18 protein-coding genes and 1 pseudogene are annotated in these 17,608 nt (G+C 67.8%); 11 read left to right on the plus strand and 8 right to left on the minus strand.

Going from position 1 to position 17,608, the window contains the following annotated elements:
* The first annotated feature begins 53 nt into the window (after window positions 1-53).
* Together C5B90_RS11620 and C5B90_RS11625 are read left to right on the plus strand one after the other, a co-directional pair.
* Window positions 54-2,427: pseudogene (locus tag C5B90_RS11620) on the plus strand (methyl-accepting chemotaxis protein).
* 329 nt (window positions 2,428-2,756) lie between these two features.
* Window positions 2,757-3,254, plus strand: coding sequence for a DUF5813 family protein (locus C5B90_RS11625; protein ID WP_115881615.1), 498 nt, complete (start codon window positions 2,757-2,759; stop codon window positions 3,252-3,254).
* Between the two features lie 92 nt (window positions 3,255-3,346).
* On the opposite strand, the gene C5B90_RS11630 is transcribed toward C5B90_RS11625, so the two are convergent.
* Together C5B90_RS11630 and C5B90_RS11635 are read right to left on the minus strand one after the other, a co-directional pair.
* Complete coding sequence (locus C5B90_RS11630; protein ID WP_115881617.1) at window positions 3,347-3,583, minus strand: Lrp/AsnC ligand binding domain-containing protein; 237 nt, start codon at window positions 3,581-3,583, stop codon at window positions 3,347-3,349.
* A gap of 2 nt (window positions 3,584-3,585) precedes the next feature.
* Window positions 3,586-4,269: a TrkA family potassium uptake protein gene (locus C5B90_RS11635; protein ID WP_115881619.1), complete on the minus strand. Its 684-nt coding sequence runs from the start codon at window positions 4,267-4,269 to the stop codon at window positions 3,586-3,588.
* Window positions 4,270-4,377: 108 nt separating this feature from the next.
* Here C5B90_RS11635 and C5B90_RS11640 point away from each other — a divergent pair, with 108 nt between their 5' ends.
* Complete coding sequence (locus C5B90_RS11640) at window positions 4,378-4,611, plus strand: Lrp/AsnC ligand binding domain-containing protein (protein ID WP_004975609.1); 234 nt, start codon at window positions 4,378-4,380, stop codon at window positions 4,609-4,611.
* A gap of 12 nt (window positions 4,612-4,623) precedes the next feature.
* Here C5B90_RS11640 and C5B90_RS11645 read toward each other — a convergent pair whose 3' ends face one another.
* Window positions 4,624-5,670: a thiamine pyrophosphate-dependent dehydrogenase E1 component subunit alpha gene (locus tag C5B90_RS11645; protein WP_115881621.1), complete on the minus strand. Its 1,047-nt coding sequence runs from the start codon at window positions 5,668-5,670 to the stop codon at window positions 4,624-4,626.
* Between the two features lie 139 nt (window positions 5,671-5,809).
* On the opposite strand from C5B90_RS11645, the gene C5B90_RS11650 reads away from it, so the two are divergent.
* Complete coding sequence (locus tag C5B90_RS11650) at window positions 5,810-6,130, plus strand: hypothetical protein (protein WP_115881623.1); 321 nt, start codon at window positions 5,810-5,812, stop codon at window positions 6,128-6,130.
* A 19-nt stretch (window positions 6,131-6,149) separates the two neighbouring features.
* On the opposite strand, the gene tmk is transcribed toward C5B90_RS11650, so the two are convergent.
* Window positions 6,150-6,740, minus strand: a complete 591-nt coding sequence (gene tmk / locus C5B90_RS11655; protein WP_115881625.1) for a dTMP kinase — start codon at window positions 6,738-6,740, stop codon at window positions 6,150-6,152.
* An 85-nt stretch (window positions 6,741-6,825) separates the two neighbouring features.
* Here tmk and C5B90_RS11660 point away from each other — a divergent pair, with 85 nt between their 5' ends.
* From C5B90_RS11660 to cofG, 6 genes are all read left to right on the plus strand, one after another.
* Window positions 6,826-7,071, plus strand: a complete 246-nt coding sequence (locus C5B90_RS11660) for a hypothetical protein (RefSeq protein ID WP_115881627.1) — start codon at window positions 6,826-6,828, stop codon at window positions 7,069-7,071.
* A 142-nt stretch (window positions 7,072-7,213) separates the two neighbouring features.
* Window positions 7,214-8,119 (plus strand): complex I NDUFA9 subunit family protein, encoded by a 906-nt coding sequence (locus C5B90_RS11665; protein ID WP_115881629.1) that lies wholly within the window; start codon window positions 7,214-7,216, stop codon window positions 8,117-8,119.
* Between the two features lie 211 nt (window positions 8,120-8,330).
* The gene (locus C5B90_RS11670) at window positions 8,331-9,518 is read left to right on the plus strand and encodes a tubulin/FtsZ family protein (protein ID WP_172795742.1); all 1,188 of its coding nucleotides are present in this window, start codon (window positions 8,331-8,333) and stop codon (window positions 9,516-9,518) included.
* Complete coding sequence (locus C5B90_RS11675; protein WP_058826062.1) at window positions 9,487-10,281, plus strand: hypothetical protein; 795 nt, start codon at window positions 9,487-9,489, stop codon at window positions 10,279-10,281. The genes C5B90_RS11670 and C5B90_RS11675 overlap by 32 nt, the downstream gene beginning before the upstream one ends.
* A 6-nt stretch (window positions 10,282-10,287) precedes the next feature.
* Window positions 10,288-10,908 carry a 2-phospho-L-lactate guanylyltransferase gene (gene cofC, locus C5B90_RS11680; RefSeq protein ID WP_115881631.1) on the plus strand — a complete coding sequence of 207 codons (621 nt, stop codon included), beginning with the start codon at window positions 10,288-10,290 and terminating at the stop codon, window positions 10,906-10,908.
* A gap of 330 nt (window positions 10,909-11,238) precedes the next feature.
* The gene (cofG, locus tag C5B90_RS11685) at window positions 11,239-12,405 is read left to right on the plus strand and encodes a 7,8-didemethyl-8-hydroxy-5-deazariboflavin synthase subunit CofG (RefSeq protein ID WP_115881633.1); all 1,167 of its coding nucleotides are present in this window, start codon (window positions 11,239-11,241) and stop codon (window positions 12,403-12,405) included.
* Between the two features lie 39 nt (window positions 12,406-12,444).
* Here the strand turns inward: cofG and C5B90_RS11690 are convergent, their stop codons facing one another.
* The 3 genes from C5B90_RS11690 to cofH all read right to left on the minus strand — a co-directional run bounded on the left by C5B90_RS11690 (window position 12,445) and on the right by cofH (window position 15,103).
* Entirely contained in the window at window positions 12,445-13,047 is a 603-nt protein-coding gene (locus C5B90_RS11690) for a hypothetical protein (RefSeq protein ID WP_115881635.1), read from the minus strand.
* Window positions 13,048-13,182: 135 nt separating this feature from the next.
* Window positions 13,183-13,731: a metal-dependent hydrolase gene (locus C5B90_RS11695; RefSeq protein ID WP_115881637.1), complete on the minus strand. Its 549-nt coding sequence runs from the start codon at window positions 13,729-13,731 to the stop codon at window positions 13,183-13,185.
* A gap of 1 nt (window position 13,732) precedes the next feature.
* The gene (gene cofH, locus C5B90_RS11700) at window positions 13,733-15,103 is read right to left on the minus strand and encodes a 7,8-didemethyl-8-hydroxy-5-deazariboflavin synthase subunit CofH (protein WP_115881639.1); all 1,371 of its coding nucleotides are present in this window, start codon (window positions 15,101-15,103) and stop codon (window positions 13,733-13,735) included.
* Window positions 15,104-15,212: 109 nt separating this feature from the next.
* Here cofH and C5B90_RS11705 point away from each other — a divergent pair, with 109 nt between their 5' ends.
* Window positions 15,213-15,629: a DUF5518 domain-containing protein gene (locus C5B90_RS11705; protein WP_115881641.1), complete on the plus strand. Its 417-nt coding sequence runs from the start codon at window positions 15,213-15,215 to the stop codon at window positions 15,627-15,629.
* A 2-nt stretch (window positions 15,630-15,631) separates the two neighbouring features.
* Here the strand turns inward: C5B90_RS11705 and C5B90_RS11710 are convergent, their stop codons facing one another.
* Window positions 15,632-17,599, minus strand: coding sequence for an ATP-binding protein (locus tag C5B90_RS11710; RefSeq protein WP_115881643.1), 1,968 nt, complete (start codon window positions 17,597-17,599; stop codon window positions 15,632-15,634).
* Window positions 17,600-17,608: the final 9 nt, after the last annotated feature.

A 17,608-nucleotide genomic window follows, 5' to 3' on the forward strand; every position in this document is an offset into this window, starting at 1 on the left:
ACTTGATAACTAGCGGGACAACGCTTTACGTCGCTCTCTTGCTACCAAGTGGCATGAAGCTCGCCACGCTGGTTCCGGCGGTGCTCAGGCGGAGCTACCTCCGGAAGTTTCTGTTCGTTATTCTCCTCGTGGCCGCGGTGATGGGCGGGTTCGGCCTGTACGTCTCGGACGCGGTCGGAACCGAGGTCAGAGCCGACGCCCACAGCGACCTCGAGATGGTCGCCACGTTGGAGGCCGAGGGACTGTCGAGTTGGATGGACGGCTACGCGCGGACCACCCGGATGCTCTCTGAGTACGAGACCGTCCAGACGGGCGACCCCGACACCATCGACGAGACGCTCGAACGCGAGAAGGACACGCTCCCCGACGAGGTGATGGCTATCCACTACGTGAAGCCCTCGAACCGCGACATCGTCCGCAGCACCGACGGCGTGATAGAGGCCAAGTCGGTCTCCGACCTCGGCCTGTCGTGGACGACCGGGTCGCTGACGATGTACGACCCCGACGCGGTCGCCATCTCCGAGGTCTACCGCTACGCCGGGAGCGAGCGCCTCGCCTTCCTCAGTCCCGTGGCGGGACGGGATGGAGCGGTGATGGTCGTCGTCGACGCGACGAAGCACGCCGAACTGCTGAGCGAACCGGTCGAAGGCTCACAGACCCGCGTCGTGACCGAAAAGGGCGTCATCGCCTTCGACAAGTACGGCAAGAACGTCCTCACGACGTACCGCGAAGGGTCCGAGACGCCGGCGCTCGACGCCGCACTCGGCGGTGAGACCGGCGTCATCGAGCGCGAGGGCGACGGGGAGGCCGGGGACGAAGTCGTCGCCTACGCGCCCGTCTCGGGCACGAACTGGGCGGTTCTCGTGGAAGCGCCGCAGCGTAACGCCTACGCGGTCGCGCAGGTCGTCGAGCGCGACGTCGCCGTCCTCATCGGCGTGGGCCTCGCCGGCCTCGCGCTGGTCGGGGTCGTCATCGGCCGCAACACGGTGCTGTCGCTCCGGCGACTGCGAACCAAGGCGGCGGCACTCGCTGGCGGTGACCTCGACGTGGACCTCGAAACCCACAGAGTCGACGAGTTCGGGGCGCTGACGAACGCGTTCGCCGAGATGCGCGATGGGCTACGCGAGCGCATCGAAGACGCCGAAGACGCCCGACGCGACCTCGCAAGCGCCGCGGACGACTACCGCGAGACGATGGATGCCGCGGCGACGGGCGACCTGACGGTTCGCACGTCGGTCGAACCGGACGACGAGGCCATGGCGGCCGTCGGCGACGGCATCGACGCGATGCTCGCCGACCTCGAAGCGACTATCGGACAGGTCGCGTCGTTCGCGGCGACCGTCGACGCGGCGGGCGAGCGCGTTACCGCCGGCACCGAGGAGGTCAGCGCCGCGTCCGAGCGGGTCGAACTGGCGACGGCCGACATCTCCGACGGCGCGGCCGAGCAGGCGACGCTCCTCTCGGAGGTCTCCTCGGAGATGCAGGACCTCTCGGCGACGGTCGAGGAAGTCGCCGCCTCCGCCGACGAACTCGCTGACCTCGCGGGTGACGCCGCGGAGCGCGGCGAGGCCGGGCGCGACGCGAGCGCCGCCGTCCACGACGAGATGGCGAACATCGACGCACGCGTCGCGGCCGCGGCTGAGGGCGTCGAAGCGCTCCGCGACGAGGTGGCGGACATCGGCGAGGTTGTCGACCTCATCGAGGACATCGCCGACCAGACGAACCTGCTCGCGCTCAACGCGTCTATCGAGGCCGCCCGCGCCGGCGACGCGGGTGCCGGCTTCGCCGTCGTCGCGGACAGCGTGAAGGCGCTCGCCGGCGAGACCGCCGACGCGACGACCGAAATCGCGTCGTCCATCGAGTCCGTCGAGGAGACGGCCGACGAGACGGTCGATGCGGTCACGGCCGCCCGAGAGCGCGTCTCGCGAGGGTCCGAGACGGTCGAAACCGGCGTCACGGCCATCGACGAGGCGGTCGACCGACTGGAGGAAGTCGACCACGGCGTCGCCGCCATCGACGAGGCGACCGCTTCGCAGGCGTCGGCCGCGCAGTCGGTCGCGCGCCTCGCGGACGAGGCGGCCGAAATCGCCGACGAGACGCGAACCGAGGCGGCCGACGTGGCCGGCGCGGCCCACGAACAGAACGACGCGATGGTCACGGTCGCCGGGAAGATGCAGGAGCTATCGTCGACGACCGACGAACTGCGGGCGCTCGCGGACCGGTTCGAAGTACGCGAGGAAGGAGCGCGCGACGGCGTCGCCGACGCGAGAGAATCCGGAGCCGAGGGCGATGCAACTGCGGCGGATGAGACGGGTTCCGAACCGATTTCGTCGCCGACGATGGCCGACCTCGCGACCGACGGCTCGGGCGGGGACGGCTGAATCGGGAAAACGCGAATCTATCCGCGACGGTCCGGGCGAGAACTGACGCGGCCGCGTCGCTGGCGGAGTGTTGCTACTTGCATATCGCTCGGGTCAGTTGTTCGATTCGAGCGCGCGCGAACGCGAGCCGACGGCTCTTCGATGTGAGTTTCGTGAGAAAGGGATAGGCAGCCGCACGGGAGCGGCCCGCGCGGCAAATGCCGCCCTAGATTGGTCCCCGCTGACGCTTCGGCCCTCCAAAGCGAAGCGTCACCTGAATGGAGTGCGGCGAGATACTTAAACGTGCCGCCATCCGCCCAAAACCACCGCAGGCGGGCGATTAGAGGGCGCTCGCGACGCAACGGGCTTTTCTCCCGTCGGGACCTTCGTCCGGGCATGAGCGAAGACGACATCCCCGGTCGGGTCCGCCGCGCGTTCGGCGACCACGGGTCGTTCGAACCGGTCGACGACCGCACCTTCGAGTCCGTGACGACGCCGTTCGACGGCACCGTCAGCGTCGCGGCGCAGGAGAGCGGCCACGTCGAGTTCGGCGTGGAGGTCCGCGTCCCGATGCTCTCGGCGGTCGCCGACGACGTGGCACCCGTCGTCGAAGACGGCTGGTACGAGACGTTCGAACTCCGCCTCGAAGACGTAAACGGCGTCGTCGCCGGCGACCACGACCTCGACCCCGACGTGACGCGCGCGGGCGACGAGGCGGTCGTCCGAGCGAGTTTCGCCGACATCAACGAGCGCCGCGGCGTCGACGACGCCGGCGCGGTCATCGACTACGTCGAAGGCACGTTCGTCGAGGGAATCATTCCCGGCTACGACTACGGCGAACCGGTGACGAGTCTCATCCAGAACGCGCGAGACGCCGCCGGCGCGGGCTTCTAAACACGGGAACCGAGCACTTCTGTAGCACTTCTGTTTGGTCGGGTCGGTCGGTTCAACCGCGGGTCGGGTGGGACCCTGCGGTCGCTTCCGACTCAGTCCATCGCGATGTACGTCTGAGTGTCCTCGATACCCGGAACCGACTGGATGCCGCCGGCGATGTCTTTCACGTCGGCGGGGGTGTCCACCTCGACTTTCACGATGAAGTCCACGTCGCCCGCGACGATGTGGGCGCTGACGATGCCGTCCGAGACGGCCAGTAGCTCCTGTTTCAGCTGGTCGATACTGTCTGAGACGGGCGCGGCCTTGACCATGATGTAGGCGTAGACCATCGTCACGCACCTCCCGGCGCGGTGACGACCTCGTCGCCGACGAGCAGTTGTCGCACGTCGTTGAGCACGTCGAAGTCAGCGAGGACGGCCACGCGGTCACCCGTCTCAAGCGAGTCGTCGGCAAGCGGGATGCCCATCGGACCGTCTTTCTTCCCGAACGCGAGGACGCGGGCGTTCGCCGGGAGCGCCACCTCCTCGATGCTGTAGCCGTTCATGGGCGACTCCTCGGTCACCGTCACGAGGATGACCTGCAGGTGTTGGGCGATGTCCGCGATGGCGCGGATAGACCCGCCGAGCAGCGCGTTCTTCGCACCGATAGCGCCGAGACGCTCGGGGTAGACGATTTCGTCCACTTCCTTCGCGTACTTCTGGTACACCTCCTCGCGGTAGTCCTCGTCGACCCGGAGCACCGTCCGACAGCCGAAGTGCTTGCCGATCATGCACGCCGCGAAGTTCACGTTGAGGTCGGCGGTGAGCGCGCCGAGGGCGTCGGCCGCCTCGATACCGGCGTCGACGAGCACTTCCTCGCGGGAGCCGTCGCCTTCGACCACGTCGAAGTCTGCTTCGCGGGCCCGTTTGACCCGGTCGCGGTCCAACTCCACCAGGACGATGTCGTGACCCTCCTCGCGGAGGACGCGAGCGGTGCGCAGCCCAACCCGTCCAGCACCAATGATAACGAACCGCATGATAAGACGGTATGTCGGCGGAGGCAAATAACCTTCCCCCGATTCGACCGAAGGGGCCGCGCTCGGTCGAAGCAAGGCTTTTGACGACTGTGGTAGAATATCTCACGCATGGTTCACGCGTTCATCATGGTGAAGACCGGAGCCGGCGAGTCGGAACAGCTTCTCGGTCCTATCCGCGACTTCGAGACGGTGACGGAGGCGCACATCGTCGCGGGCGCGTACGACATCATCGCCGAGGTCGACACCGACGCGGTCTACGAAGTGCTGAAGACGGCGTCGAGCCGCGTCCAGAGCTTAGAGGGCGTCGCCGACACGAAGACGTACATCTCGCTTGACGACTGAGGGACCGCGCGCTCAGCGCTCGATGTCGAACGGCCCGTTGCGCTCGACGAACGCGACGTGTTCCTCGCGCTGGCGGGCGAGCTCCGGCGGCAGCTCCTCGTAGACGTTGTCGAACAGCTCGTCGGCCCCCGGTTCGGGCGTCGCCTCGGCGCGCTCGACGGCCTCGCGCAGTTCCTCGTCGGCGTCGTCACGCATGGCGTCGAGCGCCGCGTCGTCGACGACCTCCTGCTCGCGACAGAACGACTCGAAGCGGTCGAGGGGGTCGCGCGTCCGCCACTCGGGGAGTTCCGGGTCGTCGTCGCGGTAGCGCGAGGGGTCGTCGGCGGTCGTGTGTGGCCCCTGTCGGTAGGTGAGGCTCTCGATGAGCACCGGCTCGCCGGCGCGGGCCTTCTCGAACCCGCGCTCGACGGCTTCCCTGACCGCCAGCGGGTCGTTTCCGTCGACCTGCATGCCGTCCATCCCGTAGGCGTCGGCCTTCGCCGCGATGGACTCACTGGCGGTCTGGCGCTCGCGGGGGAGCGAAATCGCCCAGCCGTTGTTCTCGCAGAAGAAGACGACCGGCGCGTCGAAGACGCCCGCGAAGTTCAGGCCCTCGTGGAAGTCGCCCTCGGAGGTCGCGCCGTCGCCGAAGCAGACCAGCGCCCCGTAGTCGTCGCCGCGGTAGTTCGCGGCCATGCCGACGCCGGCGGCGTGGGGAATCTGGCTCCCGATGGGGACCGCCTGCGGGAATACCGGCACGTCGTGGTCGGAGTCGTACTCGGCGTGGCCACGCCGGAAGAGGAGGATGTCGCTCGGCGGCACCCCGCGGGCGAGTTGGAGGGCGTTCGACCGATAGGTCGGCAGCAACACGTCGTCGTCGCGCATGGCGTGGGCGGCCCCGATTTGAGAGGCCTCCTGTCCGCGGAACGGCGGGTAGCCGCTCATCCATCCGCGTCGCTGGAGGGCGAGTGCACGCTCGTCGAACCGTCGCGCTCGAATCATGTCGCGGAGGGCGGCGCGGGCGTCGTCTGCGGTGAAACCCGTGTCGTCCAGCCCGCGCTCTGCGATGAGTCGGTGCATGGCGGTGAGTCACGGTCCTTCGTGATAAACGTCACCCGTCCGCGGGGTCGCTCCGGCGGGCGGTTCGACCGACGGCGGCGCGGGACGAGCGGGTCGCCGAGAGCGACAGGCCAAAGACTACCGCCTCCATAGGTCGGCTATGGTCTCGGTGGTCAACCTCGTGCTCATGGGCGCGGTCATCGCCCTCCACACGCTCGTCGCGGCGGTCATGACCCGCTTTTTCCGCCTTCGACTGAAGACGCAGTGGGGCTACATCCTGTACGCCCTGTTTCTGATTCCGCTCGTGCTGTTCGTCTCGACGCTGGTGTTCTCCGGCGTGTTCGGCATCGGCGTTGACCTCGGCAGCCCCACCGCGGCACTCGGCGTCATGATAGGGATGCCGCTGGCGCTCGGGTTCACTATCGACACGCTCTACGTCCCGCCGCCGGAGGAGTACGAGAACCTCCCGAACTCGCGGTGAGTCGCGAATCGGGTGGCGGTTATTCCGCGAGAATCTCTTCGAGCGCTGCCTCCACCGCGTCGAGCACGTCCTCGGGCGACTGCGTCGCGTCGACGCGGACGAACCGCTCCGGTTCGGCCTCGATGAGTCGCTCGTAGTTGGCGCGCACGTCCGCGAGGTACGCCGCCTGTTCGAACTTGTTCGTCGCGCCGCTGCGCGCGGCGGCCGTCTCGGGGTCCACGTCGAGGTAGATGGTCTTGTCCGGCGGCCGAGTGAACGCCGTGTGGATGCCTCTGATGTATTCCATCGGGCGTCTGAGGTCGCTGTCGCGGAGCGAGGCGGCCTGATAGGCGTACCGCGAGTCGGAGTAGCGGTCGGAGATGACGAGGTCGCCGTCGGCGAGGGCGGGCCGGACGACCCGCGAGAGGTGGTCCGCGTGGTCGGCGGTAAAGAGGAACAGCGTAGCGAGCGGGTCGGCGTCGTCGTCGGCGATAGCGCGGTTGACGGCCTCTCCGTACCACGAGTCCGACGTGGGCTCGCGCGTGAAGACGGCGTCGGGGTACGCGTCGTGGAGCGCCTCCCAAACGGTCGTCTTCCCGCTCCCGTCGAGCCCTTCGAGCGTGACGAGCATACCCTACCAACTCGGCGCTCCGGAAAAAGCGCGCCGAAGCGAGCCGCCGCAACGATAATGTCAACGCAAACCGATACGTGAGACTGTGACATCCACCCGAGAGTGGTGGAACGACCTCTTGCCGAGGGAAAAGCCGTACAGCGTCGTCCGCTTCGACGAGAGCGTCCCCCCGACTGACACGTCGTTCGCGACGAAGCAGTCCGAGGTCGACCACCCGAGCGACGCGCCCGACGAGTGCCTCGAGGCGGCCGAAGAACTCGTCGTCTACGACCAAGTCGGTCGGATGGTAAAGCGCACCGACGGCTCGGTCGCGCCCTCGGTTCTCTTCTGAGCGGGTCCGCGCGGAAACCGTCGCCGCGGGCCGGAAAGTCGAACGCGTCCTTCGAGGAGCGTCGTTCCCATCGGAGCGTTCCCCGGCGAAATCGACCTCTATTCCCCGTTAGCTTTACCCTCATTCCGCCGAATATTACGCCATGAAAGTCCTTGTCCTCGGCGGAACCGGCTTCGTCGGTACCAACCTCTGCCGCGAACTGCAGTCGCGGGGACACAGCGTGACCGCGATGTCGCGGAGTCCGAACAGCGAGGACCTCCCCGACGGCGTCGAGAAGGCGATGGGGGACGTGACGGATTACGACTCCATCGCGGGCGCGTTCGAGGGGAAAGACGCTGTCGTGAACCTCGTCGCGCTCTCGCCGCTTTTCAAACCGGACGGCGGCTACCGGATGCACGATATCGTCAACTGGCAGGGCACCGAAAACGTCGTAAAGGCCGCCGAATCGCACGGCGTGTCGCGACTCGTCCAGATGAGCGCCCTCGACGCGGACCCCGACGCCGATACGGCGTACATCCGCTCGAAAGGCAAGGCCGAGAACGCGGTGAAGTCGTCGTCGCTGGATTGGACGATTTTCCGACCGTCGATTATCTTCGGCGACGGCGCGGAGATTATCTCGTTCACGAAGCGGCTCAAGGGGATGTTCGCGCCCGGCGTCCCCCTGTATCCGCTTCCGGGGAACGGGAAGACGCGCTTCCAACCCATCTGGATCGACGACCTGACGCCGATGTTCGAACGGGCGCTCGAAGACGACGAGCACATCGGAGAGACCTACGAAATCGGCGGCCCGGAGGTGATTACGCTCCGCGAGCTGACCGAGATGGTCTACGAGTCGGAGGACAAGTCCATCACCATCGTCCCACTCCCGATGCCGCTGGCCCAAGTCGGACTCACCGTTCTCGGGGCGGTCCCGGGGTTCCCGATGGGCGCAGACCAGTATCGGTCGCTCAAAATTGACAGCACGGTCCGAGACAACGATGCGGAGGCCTTCGGCGTCGACACGTCGTCGATGAAAACGTTCGAACGCTACCTCGCCGACCGAAACTGACGGAAATTTAACCGTTAATCGAGATTAGGAAGTTATGAACCTCGGCTCATTTCGCCGGTATCAGGGCCTACCACGCTATAATGACTGATTAACACCTGTTCCGAGTCGCCGTTTTTCGGCGATAATCTGACGCTGGGAATACACTTCCCCATCACAACGCTTATGTCTGCGTTCGTACTGCAATTCACGCAATGGCGAGGGGACCGAACCTATGAAGCTCGCAATGATCGGATTCGGGCAAGCCGGGGGAAAAGTAGTCGACAAGTTCGTCGAGTACGACCGTGAACGCAACGCTGGAATCGTCCGCGCTGCGGTCGCTGTAAACTCCGCGAAAGCTGACTTGCTCGGATTGAAGAACATCCCGAAGGACCAGCGCGTCCTCATCGGCCAGTCCCGCGTGAAGGGACACGGCGTCGGTGCGGACAACGAACTCGGTGCCGAAATCGCCGAGGAGGACATCGACGAGGTGCAGGGTGCCATCGACAGCATCCCTGTCCACGAAGTCGACGCCTTCCTCGTCGTGTCCGGGCTCGGTGGCGGCACCGGCTCCGGCGGCGCGCCGGTCCTCGCGAAACACCTCAAGCGCATCTACACCGAACCCGTCTACGGCATCGGCATCCTGCCGGGGTCCGACGAGGGTGGTATCTACACGCTCAACGCCGCGCGCTCCTTCCAGACGTTCGTCCGCGAGGTCGACAACCTCCTCGTGTTCGACAACGACGCCTGGCGGAAGACCGGCGAGTCGGTACAGGGGGGGTACGACGAGATCAACGAGGAGATCGTCAACCGATTCGGCGTGCTGTTCGGCGCCGGCGAGGTCAAAGACGGACAGGAGGTCGCGGAGTCCGTCGTCGACTCATCGGAGATTATCAACACGCTCGCCGGCGGCGGCGTCTCGACCGTCGGCTACGCCTCCGAGGGCGTCGAACCGCGGAAGAACAAGGGCGGCGGCCTCCTGTCCCGGCTGACAGGCGGCGACGAGCCCGACGACAACCTCGACACCGCACACACGACCAACCGAATCACGAGCCTCGTTCGCAAGGCTGCGCTCGGTCGACTCACGCTCCCGTGTGAGATCGAAGGCGCGGAGCGCGCGCTGCTCGTCCTCGCTGGTCCGCCGGAGCATCTGAACCGGAAAGGCATAGAGCGCGGGCGGAAGTGGATCGAGGAGCAGACCGGTTCCATGGAAGTTCGCGGCGGCGACTACCCGATTCCGGGCGCGGGGAAGGTGGCGAGTGTCATCCTCCTGTCGGGCGTGACGAACGTCCCGCGCATCAAGGAGCTACAGCAGGTCGCCATCGAAGCGCAGGATAACATCGAAGAGATCCGTCAAGAGAGCGATTCGAATCTGGAGAACCTCATAAACGATGACGAAGACGAACTGGAGTCGCTTTTCTAAGCTGGCGCTCGCGCTCGTCGTGCTCCTGTCGGCCCTCGCGGGCCCGGCGGGGGCGGTGAGCGTCGCGTCCGAGGACGTTCCCAACGAGGCGCAGGTCGGTTCACAGGTGACCGCGGCGGCCACCCTCGATGAACTGTACAGGAACCCGCAACTCGAATCGTGGACGCTCGCGGGCGAGACCGACCTAGAAGACGTGACGTGGACCGTCACGTACTACGACCAGACGGGTGCGAAAGTCGACCAGCAGTCCTTCGACGGGCAGAATTTCAGCGGCGCGCAAGTCGCCGCTGGCGACGGCACGAGCGAAGTGGAAATCTCCGTGACGGGGACCGTCCCCGAGGTCGAGGCGTACTCCTACGACCCCGCGCAGACGTTCACGCTCATCTCGCTCGACCAGACCCGCGAAGGTGGCTCCAGTAACGATATCGACACGTGGACGGCCCACCACTACACCGAAGACAGCGCCGCCGCGCGCGCCGAACTCGACAGCGCGCAGGCCGCGATTCAGAGTGCGAGTGGGGCCAACACGCAACAAGCCCAGCAGACGTTCAACAACGCTGTCGAAGCGTTCAACGGCGAAGAGTTCAACCTCGCGACGAACCTCGCCAACGAGGCCGAGACCAGCGCGAACCAGGCACAGCAGTCGAGTCAGACGACCCAACTGCTCATCTACGCCGCGGGCGGCCTGCTCGTCGTCGCGCTCATCGCCGGTGGATTCCTCTACTGGCGGTCCCAGCAGACGACCTACGACAAACTGGGCTGATTCTCCGTGCGAGTCGTCGTTCCCTTCGGGGGACGAACGCCGAAGACCCGACTCGCCCCGTTTTTCGACGCCGACGAGCGACGCGAGTTCGCCGTCTCGATGCTCCGCGACGTGCTCGACGCGGTCCGCGCGGCCGACGGTGACCCGAGCGTCGTCGCTGACGCGCCCGTGTCGGTCGATGCGCCAGTCACCGTAGACGACCGGCCGCTCACCGACGTCGTGGGCGACAAACTCGATGAACTCGGCGGCGACCCGGTCGCGGTCGTCATGGCCGATCTCGCGCTCGCGACACCCGCCGCGCTCGCGCGGCTGTTCGAGACCGACGGCGACGTGGTCGCCGCGTCCGGCCTCGGCGGCGGAACGAACGCGCTCGTCGTCCGCCACCCCGACTTCTCGGTCGACTACCACGGCGCGTCCATCCTCGACCACCGGCGAATCGCCCGCGACGCCGGCTGTTCGTTCGCGGAGGTGGATTCGATGCGACTCGCCGTCGACGTGGACGAGCCGTCCGACCTCGTCGAAGTGCTCGTCCACGGCGAGGGCCGCGCCCGCGAGTGGCTGGTCGACGCCGGCGTCCGACTCGAACGCGGGTCGGGCAGAGTCGAGGCCGTCCGCGAGCGCCGATAAGACCTTAATGGTCCACGATAAACATTGACTGGCGCGGTTGTCCGTCTGCCCGGCGGGAACTGAGGCAACGTGCGCCGCGCGCTTCCGCGTCGCGAAGACGACGTGGAAGTCGAAGTGGAGTCCGAACGTCGCGACGACGACGCGAGTCACACTCGCAACCAACTCGGGGCGAGCGCCTGACGGCGCCTCGGACGGGCCGGAGACGTGTCTGGCACCAACTATCCGGCCCCGAGCTCGACTTCCGTTTTCCTGTCTCTACGTGCGACCCGACCCGCTGCCGTATCGGCCGCGAGTGACACGCTTTTAATGGCTCGTCACACACCGAGAGGTATGTTCCCGGGTGCCGACGAGTACGGAGTCGACCTGACTATCGACGACGCCGACGTGGAGCGACTGCTCGCCGTCACCCCCGACGACGCCGACGCGCCGGCGTCGCTTTCGTTCTCTCGGAACGTGTTCATCCCGCTAACGACCGCCTGCCGGTACACCTGCACCTACTGTACCTACTACGACGTGCCCGGCGAGGCGACGCTCATGTCCCTCGACGAGGTCCGTGAGACGGTCCGCACGGGCGCTGACGCGGGCTGTACGGAGGCGCTGTTTACCTTCGGCGACGCCCCCGACGAGCGCTACACAGAGATTCACCGCCAGCTCGACGAGTGGGGCTACGACGATATCCTCGACTACCTCGCGGCGGCCTGCGAGGTCGCGCTCGACGAGGGCCTCCTGCCGCACTCGAACCCCGGCGACCTCACCCGCGAGGAGTTCGCCGACCTCGCGCCGCTGAACGCCAGCATGGGCGTGATGCTGGAGACGACCGCCGACGTGGCCGCCCACTCGGGCAATCGGCGGAAGACGCCGGGCCAGCGGCTCAACACCATCCGTGCCGCGGGCGAGGTGGGCGTCCCCTTCACGACGGGCATCCTCGTCGGCATCGGCGAGACGTGGCGCGACCGGGCCGAGAGTCTGCTCGCCATCCGTGCGCTCCACGAGCGCTACGGTCACGTGCAGGAGGTCATCGTCCAGAACGTCGTTCCCAACGAGCGGTCGGACTACGAGCGCCCCTCGCTCGACACGATGCGCCGGGTCGTCGCGATGGCGCGGGTCGCACTCCCCGAGGAGGTGTCGGTGCAGGTGCCGCCGAACCTCTCGGCGGCGGCCGACCTCGTCCCCTGCGGCGTCGACGACCTCGGCGGCGTCTCGCCGGTCACCGACGACTACGTCAACCCCGACTACGAGTGGCCGGCGCTCCGGGAACTCGTCGATATCGCCGACGAGGCGGGCGTCCCGCTCCGCGAGCGACTGCCGGTTTACGAGCGGTTCCTCTCCGACGAGGGCCGCGGCTCGACGGACGAAAGCGGGGACTCACGCGGGACTGTGCCGGACCGCGAGTGGCTCCGCGAGCCGATTACCGACCGGCTCAGCGCCGACGACGTTCACGGGCGGCGGTTCCGGAACGTCGCTCGCGGCGACGGTCCGCTGTCGATTCCGCGGTGAGAGCGGCGCGGCCGTCGGCCGACCGTTTGGTGTCGTTTGCTACCGACGCCGGGCGAGAACAGAGTAGAGTGCGACGAGCGCGGCGGTCACCGCGGGTGCGCGGCCCGAGAGCTGTGGCACGCGTTTTCTGACGAGCGTGTAACCGACGCCGACGGCGAGGCTGGCGAGGAGAATCCCCCGCGGGCCGCCGCCGAGCGTCAGGAACCCAGGCACCGAGAGCGCCGCGGCGAGCGCGAGGTCGCCGGGAGAGCCGTCGTAGGCGGCGAGACGGCGGGGTTCGACCCAGCCGCCGAGACTGCGGACGTAGACGCCGCGGTCGGTCCGCGCCTCCCACGGGCGAGCCTCGCTGCTGCCGCCGAGGTAGTCGGCCGCGCAGTGGAGCGCCGCCGCGACGAACCCGGTCGCCGCGGCCGCGGCCAGCGGCTCGCCCGTGACGAGTGCGACCGCGCCGAACCCGAGCGAGCCAACGACGAACGCCTCGACCTGATGGAGCGTCTTGCGGTGGACGCCGACGACCATGTCGAGGTCGGGGAAGACGCCCCCGACGAGCGCCGCCGTGACGACGAGGGGCGCGGCCGCGGGGGCGACGACCACGACGGCGGCGGCGAGCGCGAGGCTCATCGCCACGTGCGTCGGGGCCATCACGGGGCGAACACCCTCCGAACCGGTCGAAGCCGTCGAGTCGTCATCGCTTCGCCTACTCGGCGACCGAGACGTATGAGTTTCGTGGTTGAACCGAACGTCCGCGGGCGCGCTCGTCCTCGCGGACACCGCGCCTCAGATGCCGAACCACTCGGGCATCCGCTTTCTGAAGCCCGTGTAGAACAGTGCGACGGCGACGCCGACCGCGACGGCGACCCGGACGCCGCCGGAGAAAGCGAGGAAGCCGGGGACGGCGAACAGGAGCGTCAGCGCGAGGTCTTCGGGCGCGCCGTCGTAGCGGACGAGATAGCGGGGCCGGAGCCAACGCTTCGCGGGGTGGACGTACACCGCGCGGTCGGAGGTTCGGTCCCACGGCCGGAGTTCGTCGCCCGCGCCGAACCAGTCGGACGCGGAGTGAAGCCCCGCCGAGAGGAAGAAAAAGGCGACCCCGACGGTGAGCGTCGAGGGCGAGGCGACGGCGACGGCTCCGAAGACGGCGGCGGCAACGCTGTAGTAGACGGGGAAGTGTAGCGTCTTGCGGTGGACGCCGACGAAGAGGTCGACGTCGGGGAAGACGCCGCCGACGAGCGCGCCGACGGCCGCCGCGGTCGCGAGTTCGGGAGCGACCCAGACCAGGGGCGCGGCGAGGGTCAGCCCCACGGCCGCGTGGGTTGTCGCCATCATCTCAGTCGTCGGCAGTCGCCGGGTCGCGGCGGCCGTCGAGCAGGGGCGTCCCGTCCGCGCGGGGGCCGAGCATCGGGCCGTGGGGGCCGTCGTCGGGGTCGATGGGTCGGCGGGTCCGGTAGTCGGTCGAGCGTTCGACCGGCCGGCGGCCGATGGCGGTTATCATGTCGACGTAGTCGTCGAACGAGCGGAACTCGCCGAAGCCGCCGCCGGCGCGCTTCGTTATCTCCTCGGAGAGAATGGTGCCCATGAGGTCGTCCGCGCCGCAGTTGAGGAGCTTCAGCGCCTTCGCGTTCCCGAACTTTACCCACGACGACTGGATGTGGTCGACGTTGTCGAGGTAGAGTCGCGCGACGGCGACCATCAGTTCGTCCTCGTCGTCGGACGCGCCGCCGGTCACGAGGCCGCGGTCGTACAGCGGCGTGTTCTGGTGGATGAACGACAGCGGGACGAACTCGGTGATGCCGCCGTAGCGGTCCTGCAGGTCGCGAATCACGTCGAGGTGGAGCACGCGATGCTTCTCGGTCTCGACGTGGCCGTACATGATGGTCGCCGTCACGTCGAGGCCGGCTTCCATCGCGCCCTCCATCCCGGCGACCCACTCGTTGGTGCCGATTTTCCCGGGGCAGATGACCTCGCGCACCTCGGGGACGAGAATCTCGGCGGCGGTTCCGGGCGCGCTGTCGAGACCCGCGTCGGCGAGGCGGCGGTAGACCTCCTCGTAGCTCCAGTCGGTGCCGCGCTTGGCGTGGTAGGCCTCTTCGGGCGTCATCGAGTGGACGTGCGCGCCGTCGACCGACATCGCCGAGAGCTGTTCGGCGTAGCTCGCGGGGTCGATGTCGTACGCCTCGGGCGGCTTGTAGTTCACCTCGGCGGCGGGGTTGTCGTAGGATTCGAGAATCTCGCGGTGTTCCTCGTCGAGCACGAGCGCGGGGTGGAGGCCGGAGACGGACGTGACCTCGTAGATGCCCATCTCGACCGCGTCGGCGACGATGTCGCGGGACTCGGCGGGCGTCTTCGTGAAGCCGCCGTGGTCGGCGTCGGAGTCGGACTCGAACAGGTGGGCGGTGTTCTTGAAGTTACAGAACAGACAGCCGGTGTTGCAGGCCGTCGTCACGTTGTTGTTGAGGTTGGCGACGAACGTCACGTCGTCGCCGACCATCTCGGCGCGCCGCCGGTCGGCGGCTTCAAGCACGAGTTCCTTGCGTTCGGGGTCGATTCCCTCGCGGTCGGTGCCCGTCGTGATGAGTTCGACGCCGTCATCGACTGTGAGGCGCTCGCCCGCTCGCGCCTTCGCCAAGGCGTTCTCGAACGACTGGTCTGTCTCCGGGACGTGTTCGAACCCGAAGTCGTCGTGGGCGGCACCGGTCATGCTCGGTTGAAACGCGCCACGGTCCTAAAAACGGGGCGGTACCGGAACACCGACCGCGGGACGCCGCGGCGGAGAAAGCATTAGGCCCTCCCGCCGTGTTGTGTCGGACATGGAACACTCCCCGTCTTCGGAGACCGAATCCTCCCTCGGCGACGACCGCGAGAGCCTGCTGTTTTCGGCGCTCGTCGGCGCGGTCGCCAGCGTCGTCCTCTCGCCGCTTCCAGGGTCGACCGTCCTCGGCGGCGCGGTCGCCGGCTACCTGACCGGGAGCGACCGCGAACTCGGCGTGAAGTCCGGCGCGGTCTCGGGGCTGTTCGTCAGCCTCGTCGGCGTCGTCCTCGGTATCGTCGTCTTCGGCTTCTTCAGCATCTTCGCCATCGGCGTCGGCCCGCGCGGGTTCGGTCTCGGCATCCTCGGCATCGCTATCGTCGCGCTGTTGGGCCTCGCCTTGCTCCTCGTCTACACCGTCGGCCTCGGCGCGCTCGGCGGCTACCTCGGCGCGTACCTCCACGAGGAGTTCGCCTGAACTCAGGGCTCAGCTTCGACGCCGGTGAACTCGAAGCGAGCGCCGCCAGCCGTGCTTTCAGTCACCGAGACCGTCCAGTCGTGCGCGTCGGCGACGTTCGAGACGATTGTCAGTCCGAAGCCGATGCCGGCGGTGCCGGTCGAAAAGCCGCTGTCGAAGATGCGCGAGCGGAGTTCGGGCGGAACGCCCGCGCCGTCGTCTTCCACGTAGAAGCCGTCGTCGAGCGCGCCGACGGTGACGGTGACGCGGGCGTCGCCGCCATCGGTCGGTTCGGATGCTTCCGGCGAGCCGTGTTCTACGGAGTTCCGAATCAGGTTCTCGAACAGTTGGTGGAGCCGGCCCGCGTCGGCGACCACGGTCCGGTTGGACGCGACGACGAGCGTCGCGTCTCCGGTTTCGACGTGCTCCCAGCACCGCTCTGCAGTCTCCGCGAGGGACACGGGCGTCGTGGCGAACGCGTCGGTTCCCTGCCGCGCGAGGACGAGCAGTTCCTCGGTCAGCGCGTTCATCCGGTCGTGCGCCCGCGCCACCGCCGCGAGGTGGTCGTTATCGACTTCCTCACGGGCGAGGTCGAGGTGGCCCGTGGCGACCGAAAGGGGGTTGCGGAGGTCGTGCGAGACGACGCTCGTGAACTCGTCGAGCCGGCGGTTCTGGGCTTCGACCTCGCGTTCGACGTCCCGACGCGCCGTGATGTCCGTGTAGACCGCGTATATGGTGTTCTCGCCGACTGGAACCGACCGGAGGAGGAAGTCCTTCTCGCCGTCGGCGGTCCGCCTGCGTACCTCCGTCTGGACGAAATCGCCGGCGCGGACCATCTCCGTGAGCTTCGCGGCCTCGTCGAGACGGTCGTCAGGCGCGACCACGTCGTCGATGGCGCGGCCGACGACCTCGGATTCGTCGTAGCCGAACGTGGCCTCGAACGCCGGGTTGACCGCGCGGATGACGGACTCACCGTCGACGAACTCCGAGTCGATGATGCAGTCGGCGCTGTTCTCGAACAGGGCGGCGTACTGGTCGCGTTCGACCCGAAGCCGACGCTCGAAGCTGAGCCGCTGGAGCGCCGCGTTCGTGTGGGCGACGAGCAGTTCCGCGAGTTCGAGGTCGATTTCGTCGAACGCGCCGGTCTGTTCGGAGACCGCCTGAAACACGCCGAACGAGCCGATGGCGACGCTGAGCCCGGAGCGATAGTCGCCGAACTCGGGGCGGCCGAACGCGTGGAGTTCCATGTCGACCGCGCGGTGGGACTCGCCGGTGCGGAACGTCTCGCCCATCGCGCCCGCGTCCTTCGGGACGGGTCGGAGTTCGCGGTCGGTCGGCGTCGAGGACTGCGCCCGCGGGACGAACCAGTCCGTCTCGGCCTCGAAGGCGAAACAGATGTCGAGGTTCAGGATGCGCTCCGCCGCCTCGACGGTCTCCTCGTAGATGTCGTCGGCGTCGGAGGCCGACGCGAGTCGCATGGCGACGCCGTGGAGCGACGTTATCTTCCGCTCGGTGCGCTGAATCCGGTGTTCGAGCCGAGAGACGATGTCGCGCTCGGTGCGCTGGGCCTGCGAGCTACGGTAGCGGGCGACCGCCGCCCGGACGCGGTCCGCGAGGCGGTCGTAGGAGATAGCGTCGACGTCATCAGAAACGCGGTGGACCGTCGGGTCGGCGGCGAACGGGTCGGTGTCGCCGTCGTCGGTCCCGCTGGGGCCGAGGAGGACGACCGGGACGTCGGGGTGGTGGTCGCGGACGAGCGCGACGACGTCGGCGGCGGTGTGCTGGCCGAACTGCCGCGGGACCAAGAGGCAGTCGACCGTCCGGTCGTCGATGCGGGCGAGCGCGGCACCGAGGTCGAACTCGACGGTGACGGACACGTCGTGGCGGTCGAGCGCGGCCGCGACGGCGTCCGCCCGTGTGCGGTCGGGTGCGACGAAGAGAACGGACGGTGCCGTCCCCGCCGACGCCCCCGGCGAGGGAGACCGAGTCATGCACCGACA

The sequence above is a fragment of the Haloferax sp. Atlit-12N genome (genome assembly GCF_003383095.1).
In the GTDB taxonomy this organism is placed as follows: Archaea; Halobacteriota; Halobacteria; order Halobacteriales; family Haloferacaceae; genus Haloferax.

Coding starts and splice junctions, on each gene's coding strand:
- C5B90_RS11625 (WP_115881615.1), top strand. CDS start 2,757: ATGAGCGAAGACGACATCCCCGGTCGGGTCCGCCGCGCGTTCGGCGAC.
- C5B90_RS11630 (WP_115881617.1), bottom strand. CDS start 3,583: ATGGTCTACGCCTACATCATGGTCAAGGCCGCGCCCGTCTCAGACAGT.
- C5B90_RS11635 (WP_115881619.1), bottom strand. CDS start 4,269: ATGCGGTTCGTTATCATTGGTGCTGGACGGGTTGGGCTGCGCACCGCT.
- C5B90_RS11640 (WP_004975609.1), top strand. CDS start 4,378: ATGGTTCACGCGTTCATCATGGTGAAGACCGGAGCCGGCGAGTCGGAA.
- C5B90_RS11645 (WP_115881621.1), bottom strand. CDS start 5,670: ATGCACCGACTCATCGCAGAGCGCGGGCTGGACGACACGGGTTTCACC.
- C5B90_RS11650 (WP_115881623.1), top strand. CDS start 5,810: ATGGTCTCGGTGGTCAACCTCGTGCTCATGGGCGCGGTCATCGCCCTC.
- tmk (WP_115881625.1), bottom strand. CDS start 6,740: ATGCTCGTCACGCTCGAAGGGCTCGACGGGAGCGGGAAGACGACCGTT.
- C5B90_RS11665 (WP_115881629.1), top strand. CDS start 7,214: ATGAAAGTCCTTGTCCTCGGCGGAACCGGCTTCGTCGGTACCAACCTC.
- C5B90_RS11670 (WP_172795742.1), top strand. CDS start 8,331: ATGAAGCTCGCAATGATCGGATTCGGGCAAGCCGGGGGAAAAGTAGTC.
- C5B90_RS11675 (WP_058826062.1), top strand. CDS start 9,487: ATGACGAAGACGAACTGGAGTCGCTTTTCTAAGCTGGCGCTCGCGCTC.
- cofG (WP_115881633.1), top strand. CDS start 11,239: ATGTTCCCGGGTGCCGACGAGTACGGAGTCGACCTGACTATCGACGAC.
- C5B90_RS11690 (WP_115881635.1), bottom strand. CDS start 13,047: ATGGCCCCGACGCACGTGGCGATGAGCCTCGCGCTCGCCGCCGCCGTC.
- C5B90_RS11695 (WP_115881637.1), bottom strand. CDS start 13,731: ATGATGGCGACAACCCACGCGGCCGTGGGGCTGACCCTCGCCGCGCCC.
- cofH (WP_115881639.1), bottom strand. CDS start 15,103: ATGACCGGTGCCGCCCACGACGACTTCGGGTTCGAACACGTCCCGGAG.
- C5B90_RS11705 (WP_115881641.1), top strand. CDS start 15,213: ATGGAACACTCCCCGTCTTCGGAGACCGAATCCTCCCTCGGCGACGAC.
- C5B90_RS11710 (WP_115881643.1), bottom strand. CDS start 17,599: ATGACTCGGTCTCCCTCGCCGGGGGCGTCGGCGGGGACGGCACCGTCC.